General features: G+C 35.4%; 19 protein-coding genes. 9 read left to right on the top strand and 10 right to left on the bottom strand.

Going from position 1 to position 24,324, the window contains the following annotated elements:
- Positions 1-324: 324 nt before the first annotated feature.
- From HND39_02125 to HND39_02160, 8 genes are all read right to left on the bottom strand, one after another.
- Positions 325-492, bottom strand: coding sequence for a T9SS type A sorting domain-containing protein (locus HND39_02125; GenBank protein QKJ95158.1), 168 nt, complete (start codon positions 490-492; stop codon positions 325-327).
- A gap of 198 nt (positions 493-690) precedes the next feature.
- Positions 691-1,188 carry a hypothetical protein gene (locus HND39_02130; GenBank protein ID QKJ95159.1) on the bottom strand — a complete coding sequence of 166 codons (498 nt, stop codon included), beginning with the start codon at positions 1,186-1,188 and terminating at the stop codon, positions 691-693.
- 27 nt (positions 1,189-1,215) lie between these two features.
- Complete coding sequence (locus HND39_02135; protein ID QKJ95160.1) at positions 1,216-1,731, bottom strand: hypothetical protein; 516 nt, start codon at positions 1,729-1,731, stop codon at positions 1,216-1,218.
- Between the two features lie 99 nt (positions 1,732-1,830).
- Positions 1,831-2,211 (bottom strand): T9SS type A sorting domain-containing protein, encoded by a 381-nt coding sequence (locus HND39_02140; protein QKJ95161.1) that lies wholly within the window; start codon positions 2,209-2,211, stop codon positions 1,831-1,833.
- A 725-nt stretch (positions 2,212-2,936) separates the two neighbouring features.
- The gene (locus HND39_02145; GenBank protein ID QKJ95162.1) at positions 2,937-5,738 is read right to left on the bottom strand and encodes a T9SS type A sorting domain-containing protein; all 2,802 of its coding nucleotides are present in this window, start codon (positions 5,736-5,738) and stop codon (positions 2,937-2,939) included.
- A 318-nt stretch (positions 5,739-6,056) separates the two neighbouring features.
- Positions 6,057-9,032, bottom strand: coding sequence for a T9SS type A sorting domain-containing protein (locus HND39_02150; GenBank protein QKJ95163.1), 2,976 nt, complete (start codon positions 9,030-9,032; stop codon positions 6,057-6,059).
- A 188-nt stretch (positions 9,033-9,220) separates the two neighbouring features.
- Positions 9,221-10,507, bottom strand: coding sequence for a T9SS type A sorting domain-containing protein (locus tag HND39_02155; GenBank protein ID QKJ95164.1), 1,287 nt, complete (start codon positions 10,505-10,507; stop codon positions 9,221-9,223).
- Between the two features lie 191 nt (positions 10,508-10,698).
- Complete coding sequence (locus tag HND39_02160) at positions 10,699-13,554, bottom strand: T9SS type A sorting domain-containing protein (protein QKJ95165.1); 2,856 nt, start codon at positions 13,552-13,554, stop codon at positions 10,699-10,701.
- A 472-nt stretch (positions 13,555-14,026) separates the two neighbouring features.
- Here HND39_02160 and HND39_02165 point away from each other — a divergent pair, with 472 nt between their 5' ends.
- The 9 genes from HND39_02165 to HND39_02205 all read left to right on the top strand — a co-directional run bounded on the left by HND39_02165 (position 14,027) and on the right by HND39_02205 (position 22,946).
- Positions 14,027-15,106 carry a glycosyltransferase gene (locus HND39_02165; protein QKJ95166.1) on the top strand — a complete coding sequence of 360 codons (1,080 nt, stop codon included), beginning with the start codon at positions 14,027-14,029 and terminating at the stop codon, positions 15,104-15,106.
- Entirely contained in the window at positions 15,097-15,918 is an 822-nt protein-coding gene (locus tag HND39_02170) for a class I SAM-dependent methyltransferase (protein ID QKJ95167.1), read from the top strand. Before HND39_02165 ends, HND39_02170 begins: the two co-directional genes overlap by 10 nt.
- Before the next feature lie 55 nt (positions 15,919-15,973).
- Positions 15,974-16,366 (top strand): cytidine deaminase, encoded by a 393-nt coding sequence (gene cdd, locus HND39_02175; GenBank protein ID QKJ95168.1) that lies wholly within the window; start codon positions 15,974-15,976, stop codon positions 16,364-16,366.
- 84 nt (positions 16,367-16,450) lie between these two features.
- The gene (locus tag HND39_02180; GenBank protein QKJ95169.1) at positions 16,451-17,032 is read left to right on the top strand and encodes a thymidine kinase; all 582 of its coding nucleotides are present in this window, start codon (positions 16,451-16,453) and stop codon (positions 17,030-17,032) included.
- A gap of 6 nt (positions 17,033-17,038) precedes the next feature.
- Complete coding sequence (locus HND39_02185; protein ID QKJ95170.1) at positions 17,039-18,394, top strand: NupC/NupG family nucleoside CNT transporter; 1,356 nt, start codon at positions 17,039-17,041, stop codon at positions 18,392-18,394.
- A gap of 1 nt (position 18,395) precedes the next feature.
- Positions 18,396-19,217, top strand: coding sequence for a purine-nucleoside phosphorylase (locus tag HND39_02190; GenBank protein QKJ95171.1), 822 nt, complete (start codon positions 18,396-18,398; stop codon positions 19,215-19,217).
- Between the two features lie 102 nt (positions 19,218-19,319).
- Entirely contained in the window at positions 19,320-21,254 is a 1,935-nt protein-coding gene (gene secD / locus HND39_02195; protein ID QKJ95172.1) for a protein translocase subunit SecD, read from the top strand.
- 29 nt (positions 21,255-21,283) lie between these two features.
- On the top strand, positions 21,284-22,426 hold the full coding sequence (gene secF, locus HND39_02200; protein QKJ95173.1) for a protein translocase subunit SecF: 1,143 nt from the start codon (positions 21,284-21,286) through the stop codon (positions 22,424-22,426).
- A 271-nt stretch (positions 22,427-22,697) separates the two neighbouring features.
- A complete protein-coding gene (locus HND39_02205; GenBank protein ID QKJ95174.1) occupies positions 22,698-22,946 on the top strand; it encodes an RNA-binding protein in 249 nt (82 codons plus the stop codon).
- Between the two features lie 381 nt (positions 22,947-23,327).
- On the opposite strand, the gene HND39_02210 is transcribed toward HND39_02205, so the two are convergent.
- Together HND39_02210 and HND39_02215 are read right to left on the bottom strand one after the other, a co-directional pair.
- Positions 23,328-23,651: a rhodanese-like domain-containing protein gene (locus HND39_02210; protein ID QKJ95175.1), complete on the bottom strand. Its 324-nt coding sequence runs from the start codon at positions 23,649-23,651 to the stop codon at positions 23,328-23,330.
- 208 nt (positions 23,652-23,859) lie between these two features.
- The gene (locus HND39_02215) at positions 23,860-24,273 is read right to left on the bottom strand and encodes an STAS domain-containing protein (GenBank protein QKJ95176.1); all 414 of its coding nucleotides are present in this window, start codon (positions 24,271-24,273) and stop codon (positions 23,860-23,862) included.
- Positions 24,274-24,324 lie beyond the last annotated feature (51 nt).

Below are 24,324 nucleotides of genomic sequence, written 5' to 3' on the forward strand. Positions count from 1 at the left end.
TAAACGAGAACTCCTTCACTACTGGCCTCTTTCAGTTTTATTAAGGAAAGAACTGATTAAACAACTTCATCATTCTTTCGTCCTCAATTTAGAAAATCAATACAGTAACAATTTGCTAAACGAGATGTTAAGAAGCAAGTAAAACTTTAAAGAATATTATTTACAGTAAGCAATCATGTGTAAAATTTACATCAATCTCTTCATCAATTAAAATTCATTATTTAGTTGGTCAGCGAGGTATTCGGGACAAAAAATAAAAAAGCCCCAATTCCGGCAGTTGCCGGATGGGGCTTTTAAACCTGAATCACAAATTATTAATCTGTGTTACTTCATCAGCATTAATTTCTTTGATGAATTGTAGTGTGGCGTCTCTATCCTGTAAACATATACTCCGCTCGATAATTGACTTCCATCAAATACTACTTCATATCTTCCTGCTTTCTGTGTCGTGTTTACTATCGTTGCAACTTCTTCTCCTAATAAATTATACACAGCAAGTTTTACAAATCCATCTTCAGCTATGAAAAAACGCTACTAGAACTTAAGCAACTTTTTCTTTCAATTTAAATTTTCATTTTTCAATTTATAAGAGGCGCACAACCTGAACAAATTTTTTGGCATTAAATCAAACCCTAATATTTATTTTGATATTATTCTAACACCATTAATTTATAAATGACAAAATTTATTTTAATTCCATCTCTCTTCTTTCATCTTTCGGCGTGTTTCTTCTCTTTTCCGCTCTTTATATAGCTCCTGTCCTTCATATTCTTCTATCCATTCACCAATAGTACGTTTTAGAAGATAACAATAAAGATAGAATGGAGCCGCTAGAACAATCATCCATCTAACAACAAAAATATCACCAAAAGAAATGCTGTAAGTAAACAACCACGGTAACACAACCATAACTAAAAAAGCTATAATCCAGGCACGTCGTTTTTCTTTAATTAAAACATATAATATGAAAAGAGTAGAAATCACGGCAGCACCAACTATTAAACACAGAGGGTAAAAAAATATTTCTGTATTTAATTTAAGACCTCTGGCATATCTGATTATGATAAATTGTATAACTGTTATTGGAATAAGGATTGGCAGTGAAACACTTACAAGTAAAAGTAGAATTATTCGAAATCTTTTTACTAAAAAAATATTATAAATTATTTCTCTCGGTTTTATTTTCATTTCTCTTTACTTTTTATTAAGAACAAGTTATGGACTCCATCTCATTTCATCTTGTTTTCTTTTAATACTTTCACTTTTTTGTACTTTGTATTCTTCGTGCGCGTAATGGTCTTTAAGCCAATCTGCTATAGAGTATTTTAAAATAAAGCAGTAGAAGTAAAAAAGAATAATCGGCAATAGCAGCCAGGCACCAAGTAAAACGAAATCATAAAATATTAACAGAATAATTATATAAGGTAAAACAACCATAAAAAAGAAAATAGTAATCCATCCATAACGTTTTTCATTTATCAATACATAGAAAAGAAAAGGAGTAAAAAGCACAGCAGCGCCAATGATCATCCCTAAAAGAATTTTTAACAGTAAAGCAAAATCAAGACCCAATCTTGCAATAGCCAAGTTGAATAAAAATATGACTGATAGAGGTAAGGGAATAACAATCTGAACAAATAAAATTTTTCTTAACCTCTCTACTAAATCAATATCATGTACTAATTTTTTTATTTTTACACCATCTGTTTGTAGTGCAGTTTTTAAAATCAAATGAATTAAAACATAAACAGTGCCATGATAGAATTAATATAAAATGCCCCGTAATTGGGGCATTTAAAATTTGATTCTATTATATGTCGGAAATATGGATTACTTTATTACCATTAGTTTCTTGATAGAACTGAAGTTGTTAGTTTGCAATCTATAGATATACATACCGCTTGGCAAATCTGCGGCATTAAATTGCACTGCATAATTCCCAGCCACTTGTCCCGTTTCTACTAATACTGCTACTTCTTCTCCCAGTATATTGTAAACAGCAAGTTTTACCATTCCATCATCTGCTAATGCGTACTTTATATTTGTACTTGGATTGAACGGATTAGGATAATTTTGTTCAAGAATATAATCTGTAGGTATTTCAGAACTAACCAGTTGAACTTCTTTAGGATAATTCAAACATAATTCATCTTGAACAACCAGATAAGCTGCACCCATTGGTTCCCCTAAACAGGTCCAGTTTATGTACATATAAATTACAAAAATTTCGACATGGTCTCTTGACGAACATTGAAACACGGTCCATAATAAAAAGCCCAAGTTGCATACTGTCCAATCCAACCTTGTGTACTTGCCACAGTCGCTCCATTAACTTTCACATTTAAACTACAGGCATACCAAACAAATCCACCATACTCACAAGGTACAGTGAAATTGTATGCATCGACCGCACACCGATAAGACCCTCCTGCATAAAAATCACAGTATTCAGTACCGACCACTGGGTCATCCATAAAAATCACAAATGCATTCCTCCTTGTGCAAAGGAATCAGGTACAAAAATAAAAGTTATGAAAAATAAAAAAAGCAAAGGTATTAAGTGTTTCATAGAACCTCCAGGATTATTAGTTAAATAAAACGTTAATTAAGGAGAAAACTCTATAAACATTAATTGATACGCTTAATTATTAAACGTAGTTTGAATTCAAGCTATCTATTCTAAATAATATAACCTTTATTAAATATCCTAAATACACTGATGAAGAATTATGCCAAGATCATTATTAAAATGTTACTTGGATTTTTTTTTAATAAGATTATGTTTTTAATTTTCAAAGGTTCAAATTGAAATTTAAAACAACAGATTCAGCGTTAAGTTAGTCGTTTGACAATAAACACTTTTCAATCGCACAAATTAAAAGAGCCCCGTGTAATCGGGGCTTTTAAATAAATTAAATCAAATAATTGCTTCGCTGTTATTTCATCAACATCAGTTTCTTTGATGATGTGAAGTTTGCTGTCTCTATCCTGTAAACATATACTCCGCTCGATAATTGACTTCCATCAAATACTACTTCATATCTTCCTGCCTTCTGTGTCGTGTTTACTATCGTTGCAACTTCTTCTCCTAATAAATTATACACAGCAAGTTTTACAAATCCATCTTCTGCTACAGAATATTTAATTGTTGTTGATGGATTAAATGGATTAGGATAGTTTTGTTCTAAACTATACTCAAGAGGCAGTTCAACTTCTACATTTACTTCCGATGAATATGTGTATGTTCCATCAAAATCAATCTGCTTTAGTCTATATGTATAGTTTCCTGTTTCCAATTTTTCATCTGTGAATGAATATGCTTTGGGTTCGGTTGTTGTACCGAATCCTGCTACAAATCCAATTTGTTCAAATGAACCATTGGATAATTTTCTCTCAACTTCAAATCCCTGATTATTCGTTTCGGTTGCAGTTGACCAGTTTAACTCAACTTCATTCTCAACTGAAATTGCTGTGAATGATGTGAGTTCTACCGGAACAACCCAATCAAGACACATATTATCCCATGCTATAAGATCAATATTGAAAGAATAACCGTTATAAGTAATTTCAAGCTGAGCATTAGAAGCTCCTGAAGCCGGAGTTGTAAAACTTCCGGTTTCAACCTGCGGGCCTATGTTACCTGTTGGATCTGAATAGGTAACCAAAGTTGTCGAGGTGGCGCCACCATCATAAGTAATTCCCACAGTTACAACTCCGCTGGGATTCGCATAAAAGTCCAAATAGAAATTGAATGTGTAGTTGGTCAGTGTATTATTCAGCAACGGAATTGGAACAGATCTGACTTTTGATACCCCTGTAAATGATGGTGACCAACTCATATAGAGTTCTGGTGGTGTTCCACCAGCCTGGCTTGTATTTGATGCAGACCAATTTGTCATTCCCGATGGACCAACTATAGTCCAGTTATTAAGACTTGCAAAATCATCACACCAGAAATTCAAGTTAGGATCCTGCATAGTGGTGAATGACCACATTGGTCCGGCAACAGTACAGGTATCATTCTTACCTTTAATCTGCCATGCATAATTTGTGTTATAAGTTAAAGGTTCAAATGACGCTAATGAAAGTGAAGTAATCGGTGCGCCATTATACACCTGATTTAAATTTCCTACTGTTCCAAACCAGACTTCCATCAATGTTGCGCCGGCACCGTTTGTCCAGTTTAACGTGTTTCCAGTAAGTGGTAAACCGGTTGCACCATTAGCGGGACTTGGATTAGATGGAGGATCAATTGGACAAGGAGGTCCAAATTCAACAGATGCAGTCCAGGCTTGATAGTGGTCGCTTCCAAGTCTGTTATCTGCCCAAAACGGAAACGCCATATCACCTAATGCAGCAACTCCAATATAGTCACCGGCATAGCCGCCAGCTAAACCATTAATTGGTGTTGGTGTATGTGGTTGATCGCTGACTTCAAAATTTTCAAAAGTGATTCCGCCATTAACTGAACTTGCCATATAAACTTCAGCCTGGCTATTAGGAACATCACGGCTATCATAAAAAATTAAAATCAATCGACCGGTTACCTGGTCAACAGTACTCCAGGCATAGTATTGATCTTTACCATTATTAAGTGCATCATCGTTTACACGAACCGGTGCAGACCATGTTGCCCCATTATCAGTTGATTTAATTATAACGATGTCAGGATCACTTCCGGCAGGTGCAACACCGCGTTGCGGCCAGGTAATATAAATTGTTCCGTTATTCGGTCCACCGGATCTGTCAACAGTCATCGAAGGAAAAGATGATACTCTTATTCCATTTTTGCTTGAGAGGTTGCCTCTGATTCCAAAGTTAACATTTTGATACGCACGAAGGTGAGTCCAAGTTACTCCTCCATCAGTAGATTTTGAAAAACCAATTGCATCTTCACCATCAGTCCAGTTTGCATCATAAATTACATAAGTAACATACACTTCACCATTAGGACCGGTTTGAACGTTAGCACCCTGAGCGAATGCACTTCCCAAAGGTGTTAGCGTACCTGAAATATTAATTGATGAACTCCAATTAACTCCAAAGTTAGTTGAGTAACGTAAGACTACTTCACCATCTGTAGCCCCTCCAAAATCTGTCCACACACAATATGCTCTATGGAGATAGGGACTTGTTGGAGTTTTATCAACCATAAAATGATTTTTATCGGCGACTTGACCGGGGTTTGGTGCAACAGTATGTGTAGTCCAGTTTACACCATTGTTAGTTGATACAGAAACACCCTGACCATACGAATTAGTGATATAATTTTCATAAAATCTGCCATCCTGCCCGATTACCGAAGCAGGGTCGCCTGAATTCGTACCAAATGGCGGATTATCAAAACCGGTCCAGTTTACACTACCATCTAACGACCAATAAACTCCTGTTCCCCATAAAGTACCTGCACCAGGCCAAGTTGTTGCGTTTGAAGATCCGAAAACGATACTCTGGTTTGTCGGATGAACATCAATGCTAAGTTCAGATTGTGTTGTGTTGCCTGGTTTAACTCTAAAATTTGGTCCCACAGTTGCATCTGTATTTCCAAAATATCTGGTAATTTGTTCTGCAGGAACCCAATTGCTGGGTGGTACATCAATTTTAGCATTTCCTCTTGGATCAAGTTTCACCACAGACCATATACGTGGATCATCGATGCCTCCTTGTGCAAATAAAATTCTACTGCCAGCACTTAATAATAATAAAAGTGCAAGAAGTAATGTAGAACGCTTCTTCATTAGATCTCCATTTATAATTAATGATATGTTGATTATTGAATTATATTTATTCAAGCTAAGCTGATTTGAATCTTTTTCCCACCCTATAATTTGAGAAATTATTTATTAACGCGAGTAAGAAGTGAATAATGATAAACTCAATTTTAATTAATAATAAAATAAAGTTGAGTAAACATAAATAATTCCGATGATAAAATGCTAATTAATTTTAGCGTATTCTTTTGCTTTATCAAGATGTTCTAAAAATTAAAAAAGCCCCAATTCCAGCAGTTGCAGTATGGGGCTTTTAAATATGTATCACAGATTATTTAATCTGTGTTACTTCATCAGCATTAATTTCTTTGATGAATTGTAGTGTGGCGTCTCTATCCTGTAAATATATACTCCACTCGATAATCTACTTGCATTGAAATTGATTTCATATCTTCCGGCTTTCTGTACATTATTTACTATTGTTGCTACTTCTTCTCCTAATAAATTATACACTGCAAGTTTTACAAATCCATCTTCAGCTACAGAATATTTTATCGTTGTTGTTGGATTGAATGGATTAGGATAGTTTTGATCCAGACTATATTCTAACGGTAATTCTACTTCAACATTCACTTCCGATGAATATGTGTATGTTCCATCGAAATCAATCTGCTTTAGTCTATATGTATAGTTTCCTGTTTCCAACTTTGTATCAGTGAATGAATATGCTTTTGGTTCAGTTGTCGTTCCGAATCCTGCCACAAATCCTATCCGTTCATAGGAACCACTTGTTGACATTCGTTCTATTTGGAATCCCTGGTTGTTTAACTCTGTTGCAGTTATCCAGTTTAGTTTCACTTCATCTCCATTTGATAATGCTGTAAATGATGTCAACTCAACAGGAACAACATAACTCAGGCACATATTATCCCAATAAATATAATCTATGTTGAAAGAATATCCGTCATATGAAACTTCCAGTTGAGTGTTTGCTGCACCATTTGATGGCGTAGTGAAATTTCCAGTCATTAATTGTGGGCCTACATTGCTAGTTGGATCTGATAGTGTGTAAATCGGTGTTGAGGTTGTGCCACCATCATAAGTAACTGCAACAGTTAATACACCACTCGGGTTAGCATACCAATCAAGATAGAAGTTAAATGAATAATACACTAATTGATTGTTCGGGAGGGGGATCATTGTTGAACGAATTTTTGATAGACCTGTAAATGAAGGTGACCAGCTCATCCTCAATTCAGGCGCTGTTCCACCTGCATTTGATGAATTATTTGATGACCAGTTGGTTGTTCCAAATGGACCAACTGCAGTCCAATTGCTGAAATTAATAAATGCATCACACCATTCGACTACGTTTGGATCTGTAACTGTTATATAATTAGCCTTAACTTCAGAAGAATAATTAGTTCCGTCAGAAACTGTAAGCTTTACTGTGTAATATCCAAAATTAGTATAAGTCCAGGATGGATTTTGTGTTGTTGCATCAACTGTCCCGTTATTATCAAAATCCCATTCCCAGGAAATAATAGGATTCGGTTGTGAGATAGATAGATCAGTAAAATTAACGGTTAATGGAGCCGGACCGCTCGTAACATCTGCTGTAAAATCAGCATTAATCGGTCCTTCAATATATCCTCTGTCTGCAAACACAGGAATAATCTGAGCAAGATGACTGCCCGAATAGAAAAGCTGATCTGCAGCAATGAACGCATTTGCAGCATCAACCTGCCCGGAAGAACTGTTTAACATTGACAATGCCTCCAGAAAGTTTTTATCAGTTGGAGTTCTACCTATTAGATCATAAATAGACATTAATGATGAAGCCCACATTTGCCCATCAGTATGAATCGTGCCAGTTAATCCTTCTGGATAGTGTGCAGTATAGTTTACAATTCTTCCAGCCCAAAATGGATTATGACCATCCCAAATAAATACCCAATTATAAGCTGGGTTAGAAGAGTTCCAATATCCAGTACTTCTTACATAAGATGTTGCCCAATAGTCTCCACTTCCTTCACTCAAGCCCTCAACTTGAGATAAACTACCAACTGTTAACCAATCGTGAAGACCATGACCAAGTTCGTGTAAAACTACACCAAGGTCCTCTGCATCATCAACACCACCATCGCCATAAGCAATACTTCCTGTTGAAGTAATATAATGAGAGTTATCACTGCCACTTAATCCGTGCGGATCGAATCTTACTCCGCCGGTGTATTGATATGGAGTAAGTGGATAACTTAATGAAATATTTATCCATCTCATTGAATTATCAATATGGTAGTACACATTAGCAGCTTCAAAGTTGTCACTGAATCTTGTAAAAAAGAAATCACTGGTTGCGTTTGTATGTAATCCGGTATTTGGGGATTCAAAATCTCTTATCTCTGCCCAAGGCCCTTTCAAGATATAAACTCCACCTTCAAAAGAAATATCTTTTAATGTTCGCAATGCACGATGAAAAGTAAGTGAATCAGAATCTGCATCATTATTATCAACAAAGCCGGTAGTTCCATAGGTTGTTCTGGCGTGTGTTATTGGATCAGGATCAAAAACATATCCGGCTCCATCTACTAATTGCGGATTTTCATTCATTGGTTTGTGATAGCAAGCTATATCTTCAACTCTGAAAATTTCTCCGGTCTTAGCATCCACAAGTATTTGCCATTCGCCAAAAACTTCTTCAGCAGGAATTAATGTTACAACTTGTGCGAGTCTGAATTCTCCTTTGTTGTAATAAATGCCGGGCTCACTTTTTTCAAATACAATTGACCCCTTAATACCCAGATAATCTTTGGCTGAAATTAATGCCTGCTGTGAACTGATGTTCATCTCATCAAAATTATTTTGACCTTTCGAGTTGTATGCAATCCTCGATCCATTTGTAACAAACACTACACGGTTATCTTTGCTGATGGTTACATTTATACGGGAATTAAGTACAGGATAATTTGCAACGTATTGATCGAAGTGAACGTGATATCCACCAGGAGTTTCTTTTGTCGTCAGATATCTGAGTTCAGATAAATCTGCTGATAGTTTTAATATGTTATGATTTTCCTGCAGAAATTGTCTCGCCATTTTTTCCGGAGTATCCGGAATAACAGAATAGTTTGGTTTGTATAGTGCCACAGGTACACCAGTGACCTGATTTATTCTCATATTATTTTCAACAAAAGTAGCTTCAGCTTCATCCGGTATTATTTGTAATGATGAATTGCCCGAAGCTTTTTGTGCAAATGAAACATTAAATACGAGAAGAACAAAAATCAACGCGAAAAATTTTTGAAGTAAGTTATTCATTTTTTACACCTCGATTGTATAGAGTTAATATATTAATTAATAAATATTTTGATTTTGAATAATTAAAATTATGGTAATTAATTTTCATCTGGTAATTATTTTTTTACTGAAAGTCTGAGCCTTTCTGAAATATCTAAAAAATTAACAGTATCCATATAATTTTTTAGTAACAACCTTCAGAAAAAATCTCAACGAAGAAGAATTAATTTCTTTGAAGATGTGAAGTTTAATGTTTCGATTCTGTAAATATACATTCCACTTGATAATCCACTTGCATTAAAATTTACTTCATAACTGCCGGCATTTCGATACAGATTTTCTAACTCTGCAACCTCTTCACCTAACATATTATACACAGCAAGTTTTACAAATCCATCCTCAGCAACAGAATACTTTATCGTTGTTGATGGATTGAATGGATTCGGATAGTTTTGCTCAAGATAATAATCTTTGGGAAAGATTTCATGTTCATTCAGATAAGTTGGCTTCTGGTAAACATATTTGACAATTGTTCCGTACGGACCAATCCCAAATCCATGTAATGAATCGGGAAAACATACGCGCATAACCGGTGTTGAATCGGGTGTTTGAACAATCGTCCAATTATTTCCGGCATCAGAAGTGTATAAAAAGAAACGCTGCTCACCCATCGGAACCCATCCCTCTACATCAGTTCGGAAACCAATACTTACAGGATAATAAAAAATTCCGAGGCTTCTATATTCCCAGGTGATACCACCATCTGTGGAAATTATCTGGCTGGAACCAAATTCCGGATCTCCTCCCATCGCAATAATATTAAGCGAATCGATCAAATGAATATCGTAGAGCGGTTCAGTAGTAAGAGTATCAACAACTGTAGTCCAGCTTATACCGCCATCTATAGTTCTCCAGACAACACCTTTAATATCACGCACTCCACCACAGGCATATCCATATTTGGAGTTGAAAAACTTTATTGTTATTGGAGGAATACCAGATGCAATAGAACTATCCAGTATCACCGGAACCCAGTTTAAACCACCATCGGTGGTTCTGTGAAAAACTTGTGGACCACCAACCGCAAACCCAGTCAGACTGTCAAGAAAATAAAATGAGTGTACAATCACTTCACCCAATCTCAGATATTCAGAGTTCCACTGATTGCCCCCGTTGGTAGTGCTTAAAAAAAATGTTCCATAGGGTTCATATTCATCGCTGTATCCTGAAGCCCATCCATATTGTTCATTGAGAAAAAAAATGTTTACTATGTTTAATGAATCGTTTTCAAACTGCTGCACCCAGTCTTTTCCTGCATTTGTAGTGTGAAAAATTAATCCTGAATCTCCTGATACCCAGCCAGTGGAACTATCAATAAATGATAATGAATTTAAAAGTTTAGAAGTCGGGCTGTTAATTTTTTCCCAAAAATTCTGAGGATAACAGACGGTTCCGATTATAAAAAGGAGAAAGACTATTTTTTTGATATGATTCATATCCGATAAAATACTGATAACGGTTATAAAATGATATGAATATAAAACATACGGATGTTAAAATTTATTTTTCACTGTTAATGAACTCAATTCCAAACCTTAAAAACATTTCAAGCTTTTTCTAACAATTCTTGATTAATATAAAAAGGCTGCTGATACCAGCAGCCTTAATGAATTGAATCTTACAGATACTATTTCATCAGCATTAACTTCTTTGACGAAGTAAAGTTTGCTGATTCAATCCTGTAAACATACACTCCGCTCGCTAATCCACTTGCATTAAAATTAACTTCGTATCTTCCGGCTTTCTGCATTCCATTGACGATCATCATTACTTCTTCTCCGAGCATATTGTAAACTGCAAGCTTCACAAATCCATCTTCTGCAATCGAATACTTTATCGTTGTTGATGGATTGAATGGATTCGGATAGTTCTGTTCAAGACTATACTCAATTGGCAGTTCAACTTCTACACTTACTTCAGGTGAGTAAGTAAATGTTCCGTCGAAATCCATCTGTTTTAGTCTGTATGTATAGTTTCCTGTTTCCAGATTAACATCTGTGAAAGAATAAGCTTTTGGTTCGGTTGAAGTTCCAAAACCTGCAACAAATCCAACCTGTTCAAAAGAACCACCGGTTGACATTCTTTCTATCTGGAATCCCTGGTTGTTCAACTCTGTTGCAGTTGACCAGTTGAGTTCGACTTCATTTCCACTTGATAATGCTGTGAATGATGTTAACTCAACAGGTACTATGTACATTCCATACACGCAGAAGTTATCAACAACCCACCACCAATCCCATCCGGGTTGTACGACGCGAAATCTGAATTTAACATTTGCCTGTCCTGATACTACAGAAGTTATATCCACTACTTCGTGAGTGCTTCTGATATCAGCACCAATCTTATCCCAAACTCCAACCCAGGTTGAACCACCATTTAGACTAACTTCAACGTGTGCTTCATCCTGTGCATCCAATACGTTCCAATCATTATCAAATTCAATCCATGCCATTGTAGTATATAATGTGAAGTCGAAAATCTGGTTTAATGTTGCAGTTGAAAGAAAAGTGCTTCCGCTTCCACATTCATCCGAATCAGCAGATAATAGTCCGCCTGTTGCAGTTGCAGGTAATGTGTAAGTGTTAGGGAATGGTGCGAATAAATTTTCCCAAACACAGGTTCCTCCTTCATTTGTTATTGTCCAGCCTCCTAATCCACTTTCAAATGCTTCACACATCAATGTGTCAATTTGAATGTTCGGATCAGCCATAGTTGTAAATGACCATAAAGGACCGGATACTGTGCAAGTATCATTCTTTCCTCTTATCTGCCAGCCATAAGTTGTGCTATAATTAAGTGGTTCAAAAGAAGCAAGCGAAAATGATGCAATCGGAGTGCTATTATAAACCCGATTTAAATTTACACCTTCACCGAACCAAACTTCGATTGAGTCTGCGCCAGAACCGTTAGTCCATGTTAAAGTATTTCCTGTTATAGCTAAACCGGTTGTACCATTTGCAGGACTTGGATTAGTCGGCGGATTGATCGGACAAGGTGGTCCAAGAGTAACTTTGTCGTAATAAACATTTGGATCTTTGCGAGGTGCGCCACCTGCCAGATCATCCCTGTTGTCTGACCATACAACATGAAATGCACTGTTTGTAGCCCATGCATGATTATAATCACCCATATACACACTATTCACAACATTATCACGACCAAATTCAGGTAAAGAAGCAACATCACTAATTGCTAAACTCGGATCGAAGGTCACGGTTGACCCTGAAATCACACCGATACGACCATAATATTTAAATAAATTATTCTCAGCAATATCTTCCTGCCGGCTGTAATAGAAAATGCCAAGCCTGTTGCCATTAGGAGTAACTGCAATAGCTGGCTGCCATTGATCTGTAGTTGTTATATCATCATTCACTTTTGTAGGTGCGCTCCAAGAAGTTCCGCCATTGGTGGATATCGTCAAAAAGATATCTCCTTTATCAACACCGGCGCCGTCATTATTGAAAGTCACATAAATGTGTCCGCTGACAGGATTGACTGCAACATGCGGAAATGCATTACTTCGGAAACTTGAGAATGAACTTGTTCCATTTCTTTTACCTGTTAAACCAAGATCACCATTTACACCGCCAGCAATTCCGTTATAAATAGTAACTGCAGAACCGAATGATACTCCAAAATCAGTAGATTTACGAACCTGAATTGTTGTTGAACCATTATAATAAAATGCATAAACGGAATGGTCTGGTCCGACAGCTACAAAAGCACCCTGACCACCAGAAAATATATTTACGCCGCCTGAAGGTCCAAAAGTATTTCCGTCATCAGTAGAACGGAAGAAATAGATACCTGGTGAACCACCAAATCGGCGTGATATCAAATAAACATTTCCATTACCAGCACCAGCAAAATTATCAACTGTATGCCATTGTTTATCCTCAGAAGAACCGCCAGGAGTTCCATTAATCGGTGCAGCCCAGGTCATACCATTATCATCTGAGCGAAAAATTTGAATTGTTGCTGCGCCGCTGAAACCGAGTGTGGATAAATAAATTCTTCCTGTTGTTTCATTCCGTGCAAGAACAGGATCACCAGCATCACCAATGGTATTAGTCGGCAGCGTACCACCGTCGATAAATGATGCACCACCATCAGATGAGTAAGACCAACCGGTAAATTTATTCGCACCACCCGTGTACGAACCAGAATCGTTAAAACCAATTACTACATTATTACCAAAAGCTAAAATTGATGTTTCGCTCTGGGTGAAATTGGCTGTTCCTGAGCTCCCATTATTATTATTAACCAGTGCGTCTGCCGCAGCAGTTGAATAAATAATTGAAATCTCATTTGAAATTTCTCCGTTCTTCTCCTTAATTGTGAATAGTTCGAAATCGCTTTGAGAATATTGCTCACGCAATCCTTCCTTCACCGCATTGCTTTGCTCTGCATTATCGGTCTGAGCAAAAACTGCGCAAGTTAAGAAGATTATGAAGTATGCTATGGTTAGCAGATGTTTCATTCACGCTCCTTTTTATTATTTGATATGTTGATTAGTAATTGAATAATAATTTTATTTTTTCAAACGGTACATAATGATTTTTCAGAGAGGATAACCCTGATACAAATAATTGAAAAGAATTAATGCTGGAATAATTGATTATTAAAATAATTGTTTTAATCTTCTGAATTTATTTATTTCAAAGATAAGTAATTTTGCTTTTAAAAAACTAATTTTGACTAATCTTTTTTATTAGCAAATATTGTCGCAAACCGACTGTCGCCAATTCTTACAAACCAAAATAAGATAATTAACAATCTGATTTTATCTTTACTTTCAATATTATTTTAATTGGATATTCAAGCTTGAAATTCACCTCCCACCAAATCGTAGAGCAAAAGATTGTAAATCTGATTCATAAATCTTTTTCTAAATTATTTAAGTAATTTTAAAGAAAGTTTCAAAAAAGGATTTTATTTTCTCCGATAAGCGAATGTTACTATTGGTACTTATATCAGTTTTTATATTCTTTCTATTAAATCTTTTGATGATTTATTCAGCCAGAAAGGTTTTTTATAGAACTATTAATAAAAATCAGAATGTAAATATTTCTATTGTAATTGCAGCGAGAAATGAAACTAACAATATTGAACTGCTAATTGCGGCTCTGGAAAAACTGGATTATCCGCCTGACAAATATGAAGTAATGATTGTCGATGATAATTCAACTGATAATACTTTTGAAAAAATAAAATCGGAGATTACTTGCCAGCAAAATTTTTATGCTAAAGAACTAAAGACAATTAATAAAATTGGGAAAAGAGATGCTTTATCCTTTGGTGTTGCGAATGCTAAATTTTCAAACATTTTAATAACTGACGCAGATTGCCATCCTCAGTTAAATTGGTTGAAAGCCTGCTCGTCCAGATTTTCAGAAGGCTATGATATGATATTCGGAATAGCACCTTTTTATCAGCATAAAAATTTTGTCAACAAAATATCCTGCTTCGAAAATTTAAGAAGTTCATTTCTTTCTGTCTGCTTTGCTTCAATTGGATTAGCATACACAGCAACAGCAAGAAATTTTGGATTCACAAAAAATTCTTTCTATTCAATTGGGGGCTACACACAAACTAAAGACACATTAAGCGGAGATGATGATCTGTTGTTACGCGAAGCAGTCAAAAAAGAATTAAGAATCGGGATAGTCACTGATCCGGGTTCTTTCGTTTATTCGGAAACCAAAAAAACTTTTAAAGAATATCTGAACCAAAAAGCAAGACATACTCAAACTTCTCTTCACTATTTGAAAAAGCATAAGTTGATTTTAGGATTTTGGCATATTTTAAATCTGCTTTTTCTTTTCTCACCATTATTAATGTTTTTTAATTTGATGTTTGGGATTCTGCTTCCCGTAAAACTTTTGTCAGATTATCTGGTCAATGCATTTTTTCAAAAAAAGTTGGATTATAAATTTTCATTTGCAGAGCTAATTTCACTACAGATTCTTTATGAAGTATTTATCGTAATACATTTCGTCAACGCTTCATTTTTTAAAATCAAATGGAAATAGAAACAGAGATCCAGAGAGAATATAATCCAGCTCATCCAAATTTTGAACGCTGGCAGAAAGCTCGAAATCTCTCTGATGAAAGAGCAAAATTTGTTGAAAGCATTGTATCGAATTTAGTATTTCTGTCAGGTCTGAATGTTCTGGATCTTGGTGCGGGTGAAGGAAGCACTTCACAACTGCTGTCAAAAAATAATTTTGTTGTAAGTGTTGAAATAAAACGGGAGCGAATAATAAAAATTCAGCTCAGCGATACTCTTCATCCTGTTCTTGCGGATTGTATCAATGTTCCGTTAAAAAATAAATCTGTTGATCTGATAATTCTCCAGGATGTTGTCGAACATATTAATTTCAGCAGTGATTTCATTGAAAAGTTATTTTTTCTTCTTAAAGATAACGGACTGATTTTTCTGAGCACACCAAATAAGTATTCACTTTTAAATTTAATTTCTGATCCACATTGGGGATTACCTTTTATTTCAGTTTTAAATCGCCACAAAATAAAAAAGTACTTCCTGAAATATTTCAGGAAAGCTGACTTCAACAGATCAGACATTGCAGAACTTTTATCACTGAATGATATCTACACAAAATTCGATAAAAAATTTTCAATACATTTATTCACTAATTATTCCGTTGAATATTTATTAAGTGGAGGGAAAGGATTAATCTGGAGCAATTTTCATCTTAGTATTGTACGCTTGATAAATTCATTAGGTTTAAAAAGGGTATTATTGAAAATTGCAAACGATAAACCCGGATTTATTAATAAATATCTTACTCCAACATTTTATGTTTTATTAAAAAAGATTTAGTTTATTTGATATCGCTAACTAAAAATTTATTTATTATTATTTATTCCGGATTACAATGGACTACAAACAATTAGCAAAATTCGCAATTAAAGCCATGCAAAATGCTTTACCGGTTTACTCAAACTTTTATGTTGGTGCAGCATTATTGACTGCAGATGATAAAACTTATACTGGCTGCAATATTGAATCCAGTTCATATAGTCTGACAATTTGCGCTGAACGCAATGCAATCTTTAAAGCAATCTCAGAGGGCGAACGTCAATTTAAGGCTATTGCTGTGGCTGGTGATACTAAAGATTTTATTTCACCTTGTGGTGCATGCAGACAGGTTATCAGTGACCTTTGCGGAGAAATTGATGTTGTTCTTGTGAACTCAGATGGTGAGTATATTGTTAAGAAAACTTCCGAACTTCTTCCTTTTGCATTTGGTGATAAAGATCTTGAATGACCATAAAAAAAATTTTTTTTTCTTCAACTGAAAGCTGAACAGCCTCTGGCTGAAAATTTCTAATAATAAATTTTAATAAAAACAATGACAGATATTCCTCCACATCAACTTCCAAATGGTATTGGCTGGATTGAAGTGATAACTGGCTGTATGTTCAGCGGTAAGACTGAAGAGTTGATACGGCGTTTGAGAAGAGCTCAGATAGCAAAACAAAAAGTGAAAATATTCAAACCAAAAATTGATTCAAGATATTCGCAGGAATCCATAGTATCCCACAATGATCAATCACTGCCTTCAATTCTGATTGATGATATAGATGAAATTCTTAAATATTCAGATGATGCACAGGTAATAGGCATTGATGAAGCGCAGTTTTTTAATGAGAGTATAATACGAATATGTAACTTGCTCGCAGCAAACGGTAAGCGGGTTATCATCGCTGGGCTTGACCAGGATTACACTGGTAAACCATTCGAGCCGATGCCACAGTTGCTGGCAATTGCAGAATATATTACAAAACAGCATGCAATCTGTGTTGTGTGTGGAAATCCTGCTGACAAAACACAAAGAAAAATTGCTGAATCAGAAAGAGTAATTGTTGGTGCGGCTGATATTTATGAAGCACGCTGCCGCAAATGTCACTACATACCAAAAGAAGAAGAATAGAATAGTATGGATCTAATTTCATTATTCAGAGGTGCAATCGGAATTTTATTACTCGTGGGAATTTCCTTTCTTCTTTCAAATAATAAATCAAGAATTAATTGGAAACTTGTTAGTGGTGGACTTACACTTCAATTAGTCTTTGCCATTTTAATTCTAAAAGGTGAATCACTTCGTCAATTTTTTGTTCCATTTGCCTGGCCAAAAGATATTTTCAACTGGATTAGTTATTTCTTTGTGCTTATTCTGAATTTCACTGCAGAAGGCGCGCAATTTGTATTTGGTGATTTAGCAAAGCCACCGGGTGTAGAAGGCAATCTCGGTTCCTTTTTTGCTTTCCAGGTACTTCCAACAATAATCTTCTTCGCGAGTCTTATGTCGGTTTTGTATTATCTTGGAATTATGCAATTAATAGTTAAAGGAATGACGTGGATAATGGCGAGAACACTGGGAACCAGCGGAGCAGAAACACTATCCTGCGCTGCTGAAATTTTCGTCGGTCAAACTGAAGCACCACTAATGATAAAACCATTCCTGAAAGATATGACTCAGAGCGAACTGCTTACAATAATGATAGGTGGAATGGCAACCATCGCTGGTGGAGTTATGGCTGCATATATTCAGATTCTTGGTTCTGCTTATGCCGTAAAACATGGTATTCCGCTTGAACAGGCTCAACAAATATTTGCTACTCACCTGCTTGGTGCAAGTGTCATGGCTGCACCAGCAGGAATTGTGATTGCTAAAATAATTTTACCCGAAACCGGTGAGCCTGCGACTAAAGGAAATTTAAAACTTGATGTCGAAAAAAACGCTTCGAATGTAATTGATGCCGCTGCAAATGGTGCAATTGATGGTTGGAAACTTGCAATAAATGTAGGTGCGATGCTGATTGCATTCATAGCACTTATAGCTTTGGTGAATTATCTATTAGTTGGATTGGGTGATATTCTAAACATAAATCATTCTCTCAAAGTACAATTCGGACAACCGTTGAGTTTTCAGTTATTGATTGGATTAGTGTTTCAGTTCCTTGCTTTTGGTATCGGAGTTCCCTGGGAAGATGCATTAAATTTTGGAAGTTTGCTTGGAGTTAAAATTGTTCTTAATGAATTCGTAGCTTATACGGAAATGGGAACTCTTCTCGAAGTAGGAAAGTTATTAAATGAAAAATCAATTTTGATGTTGACTTATGCACTATGCGGTTTTGCTAACTTCAGTTCAATAGCAATTCAAATTGGAGGAACCGGTCAATTAGCCCCTTCAAGAAAATCTGACATTGCAGCTTTAGGGATTAAAGCGGTTATTGGTGGAACTCTTGCAACTTTAATGACAGCTACTCTGGCTGGTTTATTATTCGGTTAAAATGATTGACTTATCTTTTAAATACAAAGATGCAATTAGTTTTCTGCTTAACGAATCTCCTTTCATTCCGGAAATTGCAGTCGTATTAGGTAGCGGACTTGGAAACTTTGCAGAGTCAACTGAAAAAATCAAATCTGTTTCTACTTCAGTAATTCCAAATTATCCTTTGCCATCCGTCGAAGGACATAAAGGAATGATACACTTCTCAAAGATTAATGAAAAAAAAGTATTAATCTTCCAGGGGCGTAATCACTTTTACGAAGGTTATGGAATAAGTGACTGTATTCTTCCGGTTCTGCTTACAAAAAAAATTAACTGCAAAAAAATTATTTTCACAAACGCCGCAGGTGGAGTTAACATAAATTTCCGCCCGGGTGATTTAATGCTCGTTGAATCTTTCAATTCAATAAACCTAAAAAAAGAATTGGCAGAATTGATCGGGATTTCATCCGTCGAATCAAAGAATAATTTTTTAAACTGCCCGTCAGAAAGAATGAATAAAGTTATCAGACTTGCTGCAAAAGAAAACCTGATAGAATTACAATCCGGAATTTACTGGTATTCAAAAGGACCTTCTTACGAAACACCTGCCGAAATTAAAATGATTGAAAAATTCGGAGGAGATGCAGCCGGAATGTCCACAGTACACGAAGCTGTCTATGCATCATTTATAGGAATGGAATTGGCAATAATCTCCTGTATTACAAATATGGCTGCAGGCATCTTACCACAAAAACTTTCTCATCAGGAAGTGACTGAAACTGCAAATCAATCTGCTGAAAAATTTACTATATTATTAAAATCAAGCATTTCAAGATTATAGCACACATCGATTAAATACTCTTATTTTAATTGACTTTGTAAGAGGCAACCCCTAATTTTGGCAGTTCATTATAAAAATTTCAAATCACTTTATTAATCAGGTATGAAAGAATATAGATTTAGACTTATTATCATTCTGGCAGCAATTGTTTTGTCGGTTTATCTTTTATATCCTACCTATCTGGATTATCAGAATAGTAAAGATATACAACAGACTCTTGATGTAGTCGCCAATCAACTAAAACAAAACGAACCGGATTTAACTCAAGCCCGGCTTGATGAAATCCTTAGTTTTAAAAAGGATAGTATTTTAGCTTCGAATCCGGACATGATGAAAGACAGAGAAAAAAGAATTAAACTCGGGCTGGATCTTCAGGGCGGTATGAGAGTTGTACTCGAAGTTAACACTGGAAAGCTTCTTGAAAAACTTGCAAAGAACCCGGATGAAGTATTTAAAACTGTTCTGGCTGAAGCTCAGAAAGAAGCAATGACCACCGATAAATCAATCGTTGATATTGTTGCAAGAAAACTTAACGAGCGTGGAATTCGGTTAAGCAGATATTTTGGAACTATACGGGAAGACGACAGCCAGATTCTTTCTCAATTAAATGATAATGCGGAAGATGCCGTAAATCGCGCTGTGGAAATTATCCGAAATCGTATTGACCAGTACGGAGTGAGCGAACCTTCAATACAAAGACAAGGAAGTAAAAGAATCGTTGTTGAACTTCCCGGTATCGCCCGTGAAGAAGAGGCAAAAAAATTATTGCAGGGAACTGCTTTGCTTGAATTCAGAATAGTCAGAGAACCTGATTTCACTTTTGCTATTATGCAGAAAATTGATGATGTGCTGGCTGGTAAAGTTCAGGATTCATTAAAAGTTGATTCAGTTAAAAATAAAAATGAAACAACTCAATCTGACACTTCTATGGTTTCAAATGATACTACTTCTGATAAAGAATTATCCGAAGAAGAATTTAAGAAACAGCATCCGTTCTTTGCGCTTGCTTTGTTAGACCCGCAGGGAAGAAGTGCAGATGCTTATGTAAAATCTGAAGACCGAAATAAATTAGAATTAATACTTAAAAGACCTGATGTTCAAAAAGTTATTCCGAATAACGTTGAATTTAATTTTTCTGCAAGAACACAAAAAGATGCTTCTGGCGGCGAATTTTATACAATGTATCTAGTTAATAAAGAACCTGAACTTACTGGTGGAGTTATTACAGATGCAAACGCTAACATTGATCCGAGTACATCTGCACCAATAGTTACAATGACGATGAACTCAGAAGGTGCAACTGAATGGGCAAGAATTACAGGTGCGAATGTAAATAAGAGAATAGCAATCATGCTCGATGGAGCTATTTTCTCTGCACCGGTTGTAAAAGGAAAAATTCCCGGAGGAAGATCACAGATCGAAGGAATGGCTGACCTCAATGAAGCAAACCTACTTGAGATTGTTCTGAAAGCCGGTGCCTTACCTGCCCCGGTAGATATAATCGAAGAAAGAACTGTTGGTCCATCTCTTGGTGAAGACTCAATCAGCAGCGGATTTCTTTCTACAATTCTTGGTTATGTCGTAGTTGCTTTATTTATGATAATATATTACAGACAAGCTGGAACAATCGCATCGGGTGCTTTAATATTCACAATTCTATTTACGCTTGCGGTATTAGCTGGCTTTGGAGCAACTTTAACACTTCCGGGTATTGCAGGAATTATTCTGACAATAGGAATGTCTGTTGACTCTAATGTTTTGATTTATGAACGTATCAGAGAGGAATTAGCAACCGGCAAAACTTTAAAGGCTTCAATTGACAGTGGATTCTCAAGAGCGAATTCTGCAATCATAGATTCAAATTTAACAACACTTATCACCGGAATTATTCTATTTCAGTTTGGAACCGGGCCCGTACAAGGATTTGCTTTGACATTGATGATAGGAATAGGTGCAAGTTTGTTCAGTGCGTTGGTTATAGCTCGTGTTGTACTGGATATTATGATTTCTAAAAATATTCCAGTAAATGTTGGTTAATAAAATAGTATAAGGGAGTTTTTTTAATTATGAGAATATTTCAAAATTTTCATTACGATTTTCTTAGCAAAAGAAAATACGCTTACATCTTGTCGGCTTTTTTGTTCGCTATCGGGCTTATCAGTGCTATCACCAGAGGTTTTCATTTTGGTGTGGATTTTACAGGTGGTACTGAAATAGTTCTTCAATTTGAAAAGCCCGTTGATATCACTAATGTTCGAGATGATCTGGAAGGCATTGGTTTAGGATTTTTGGAAGTTAAAACCTTTGGCGGAGAAACCGGAGTGATGGTTCGATCAAAGGAACAAGAAATTTCTAGTGATATCTATCCAAAAGTTGTTGCTTCGATAAATGATAGAATTGAAAAGATTATTCCCGGCATTCCGGTACAAATCGCTGATTCTTCATCTATTAGTTCTGTAACGTATTCTTTTTTAAGTGCAGACACAGCAAAAATAATTGCCGATGGATTAAGCAAAGCAGGTTTCCAGGTTTCAAGTATTTCTGATGAACAGGCTAAAAATCAAATTTTAGTTGGTATTGGAATATCTGATTGGATAAAAGAGAATCTACGCACGAAAGTTTCTGATAATCCTTTTAAAATTTTAAAAGAAGATAAAGTCGGTCCAAAGATTGGCGGAGAATTAAAACGTGATGCATTGCTGGCAATCCTTTTTTCACTTATCGGAATATTAATCTACTTAGGATTTCGGTTCAAATTTATTTTTGCACTAGGCGCTGTCGTTGCATTATTCCATGACGTTTTGATTACCATCGGATTGTATGCAGCATTATATGGAATTATCCCTGGACTAAATCTTGAGATTGATCTTACCATTGTGGGCGCATTTCTTACGCTGATAGGTTACTCAGTAAATGATACCGTTGTTGTTTTTGACAGAGTCAGAGAAAACTTAAAAATTCATAAAACCAGATCTTTCTTCGATATAGTAAATACAAGTATGAGCCAAACAATGAGCAGAACCATTCTTACTGGTGGGGCAACATTATTAGCTCTACTCGTACTTTTAATTTTTGGTGGCGAAGTTCTCAGACCTTTTGCCTTCACAATGTTTTTCGGAATTATAATTGGTACTTATTCATCCATTTTCGTGGCGAACTCAATGGTCTATGAATACGTTACCAAATACAACAAGAAAATAGAATTCTAATCATTTCCGAAAAGAGGCTGTCTTACAAGAAAAGTTTTCTCGATAACTTTTTCTGATTCCATCAGAAAAAACCTGCTTGCGGCAGGCAAACTCGAAAACCAAAACAAATAAAAGGTTCCCGAGTAATGAAATGTATCGAGAGAACCTTTTAAGACAGCCACTTTTTCATTCACCACAAAAGTAACTCTAAACTTTCATTTGCAATTAATCCGATTAGTGCTATTTTAATTAAAAGTAATTAACAACATTTACGAATCATAACAGGACACAATTGAGTATAAAACTTTATGTTGGAAATCTTCCGTGGTCTTTCAATAATGAAAAACTTATGGATACTTTCAAATCATACGGAAGTGTAGTTTCTGCAAAAGTTGTGATGGACCGAGAAAGTGGAAAGTCAAGAGGATTTGGTTTTGTTGAGTTGGAAAATGAACAAGAGGCAAATAGTGCTATCAAAGAACTCAATGGATCAGAATTGAATGGCAGAAAGTTAATTGTTGCTTCAGCCAGAAACAGTTAGTAACTGATGTTACGCAGAAAAGCAATTAGCAAAGAGATGACATCTTTATTTTTTATTAAATATTTAAACAAAAGTAACATTGACATTCCAATTTAAGTGCTTATTTAATCTATAAAAAGATGTCATCTCTCCATTTTGCGTAAGGTGAGTTAGTAAGTAAAAATCTTATTTTTTTCAGTTCTTATTAACGGAACTCTATTCTTCAATGGATTCAAAGTCCACAAATTCGTTGTAAAGCCTATTATTGTTTTTCAGATTTAAAGACTCGAATTAATCTATTCCTACCTGATCCAAATCTTAATCAAGGTCAGTTCAGAATCTCACTTTATATAAAATTTGTCTTAATCAGGTTTGCAGGAATTGATTGCTGCTCTGGCAATTTCAAATATCAAATTCTTTTTTACCCTGCCATCCTTTAATTCCCGGTGCCAGGTTATAAACTTTCTCAAAACCAGATTTAAGCATGTAATTTCCAGCGTGAAAACTTCTGTTTCCACTGCGGCAATACACGTAATAACTTTTTGTTTTATCAAGCTTATCAATTTCCTGCATAAATATCGGACTGTTTATATCGATTAGTATAGAATTTGGAATTCGTTCCATCTGATGTTCAATCAGTGTTCGTACATCCAGCAGAACTGCATCCTGATCTTCCAAAATTTTTTTCTCGAACGAAACAGCATCAAGGTTTTCTACAATTTTCATGCTTGCCTTTTGTTTTTATTTACTTGGAAATCAGATGAGAGAAACAGAGATTGGATTCAAAAACTATAAATAAACAATACCGTGTTTTAATACGGATGTTATCAAATAATTTAAGAATTAATTTAGCTAAAGCGTGAAGCCGAGTCTGAGATAATAACTGGTGGGTGAATCAGGAGAAATGTATTTCTGAAAACCGGATATAAAAAAGTTATTTCCGCACATGAGCAATCGAGTGATAAAGACTTTTTTCGTCAATACTAATTTTTGAAATTGCAGATTGCGGGTTAAAACTTTCGATTGCATTATCAAGACTTTTAAAACATTCTAAAATTTTTGTTATTCCAATTACACGAAAAGATTCTATATCTGTTATTTGAGGAAAAACTAATTTCATAGCTCCATGTTTTTCATTAACTCTTTTAAATACTTTTACAATCATCCCGATAAAAGTAGAATCAATGAAAGAACAGGCTGACAGATCTATAATTAATTTTTCTCTTTCGAACAACGAATCAGAAGCTAATGATTCCCACAAAGCTGATGCATCTCTCATTGTAGCGGCGGGAAGATCAACTTTGACAATCGTGATGTCTTTGGTATAGTTTATAAGAAAATTTTCCATATGTTTTCTCGTCTTGTATTATAGACACTTTTACAATTAATAAATTATATA

It is taken from the genome of Ignavibacteriota bacterium, from assembly GCA_013285405.1.
In the GTDB taxonomy this organism is placed as follows: Bacteria; Bacteroidota; Ignavibacteria; order Ignavibacteriales; family Ignavibacteriaceae; genus IGN2.

What these genes read in the sequence shown, in the direction of transcription:
- HND39_02130 (QKJ95159.1), bottom strand. Translation starts at nt 1,188, where the DNA reads ATGAAAATAAAACCGAGAGAAATAATTTATAATATTTTTTTAGTAAAA.
- HND39_02140 (QKJ95161.1), bottom strand. Translation starts at nt 2,211, where the DNA reads ATGTACATAAACTGGACCTGTTTAGGGGAACCAATGGGTGCAGCTTAT.
- HND39_02145 (QKJ95162.1), bottom strand. Translation starts at nt 5,738, where the DNA reads ATGAAGAAGCGTTCTACATTACTTCTTGCACTTTTATTATTATTAAGT.
- HND39_02150 (QKJ95163.1), bottom strand. Translation starts at nt 9,032, where the DNA reads ATGAATAACTTACTTCAAAAATTTTTCGCGTTGATTTTTGTTCTTCTC.
- HND39_02155 (QKJ95164.1), bottom strand. Translation starts at nt 10,507, where the DNA reads ATGAATCATATCAAAAAAATAGTCTTTCTCCTTTTTATAATCGGAACC.
- HND39_02160 (QKJ95165.1), bottom strand. Translation starts at nt 13,554, where the DNA reads ATGAAACATCTGCTAACCATAGCATACTTCATAATCTTCTTAACTTGC.
- HND39_02165 (QKJ95166.1), top strand. Translation starts at nt 14,027, where the DNA reads ATGTTACTATTGGTACTTATATCAGTTTTTATATTCTTTCTATTAAAT.
- HND39_02170 (QKJ95167.1), top strand. Translation starts at nt 15,097, where the DNA reads ATGGAAATAGAAACAGAGATCCAGAGAGAATATAATCCAGCTCATCCA.
- cdd (QKJ95168.1), top strand. Translation starts at nt 15,974, where the DNA reads ATGGACTACAAACAATTAGCAAAATTCGCAATTAAAGCCATGCAAAAT.
- HND39_02180 (QKJ95169.1), top strand. Translation starts at nt 16,451, where the DNA reads ATGACAGATATTCCTCCACATCAACTTCCAAATGGTATTGGCTGGATT.
- HND39_02185 (QKJ95170.1), top strand. Translation starts at nt 17,039, where the DNA reads ATGGATCTAATTTCATTATTCAGAGGTGCAATCGGAATTTTATTACTC.
- HND39_02190 (QKJ95171.1), top strand. Translation starts at nt 18,396, where the DNA reads ATGATTGACTTATCTTTTAAATACAAAGATGCAATTAGTTTTCTGCTT.
- secD (QKJ95172.1), top strand. Translation starts at nt 19,320, where the DNA reads ATGAAAGAATATAGATTTAGACTTATTATCATTCTGGCAGCAATTGTT.
- secF (QKJ95173.1), top strand. Translation starts at nt 21,284, where the DNA reads ATGAGAATATTTCAAAATTTTCATTACGATTTTCTTAGCAAAAGAAAA.
- HND39_02210 (QKJ95175.1), bottom strand. Translation starts at nt 23,651, where the DNA reads ATGAAAATTGTAGAAAACCTTGATGCTGTTTCGTTCGAGAAAAAAATT.
- HND39_02215 (QKJ95176.1), bottom strand. Translation starts at nt 24,273, where the DNA reads ATGGAAAATTTTCTTATAAACTATACCAAAGACATCACGATTGTCAAA.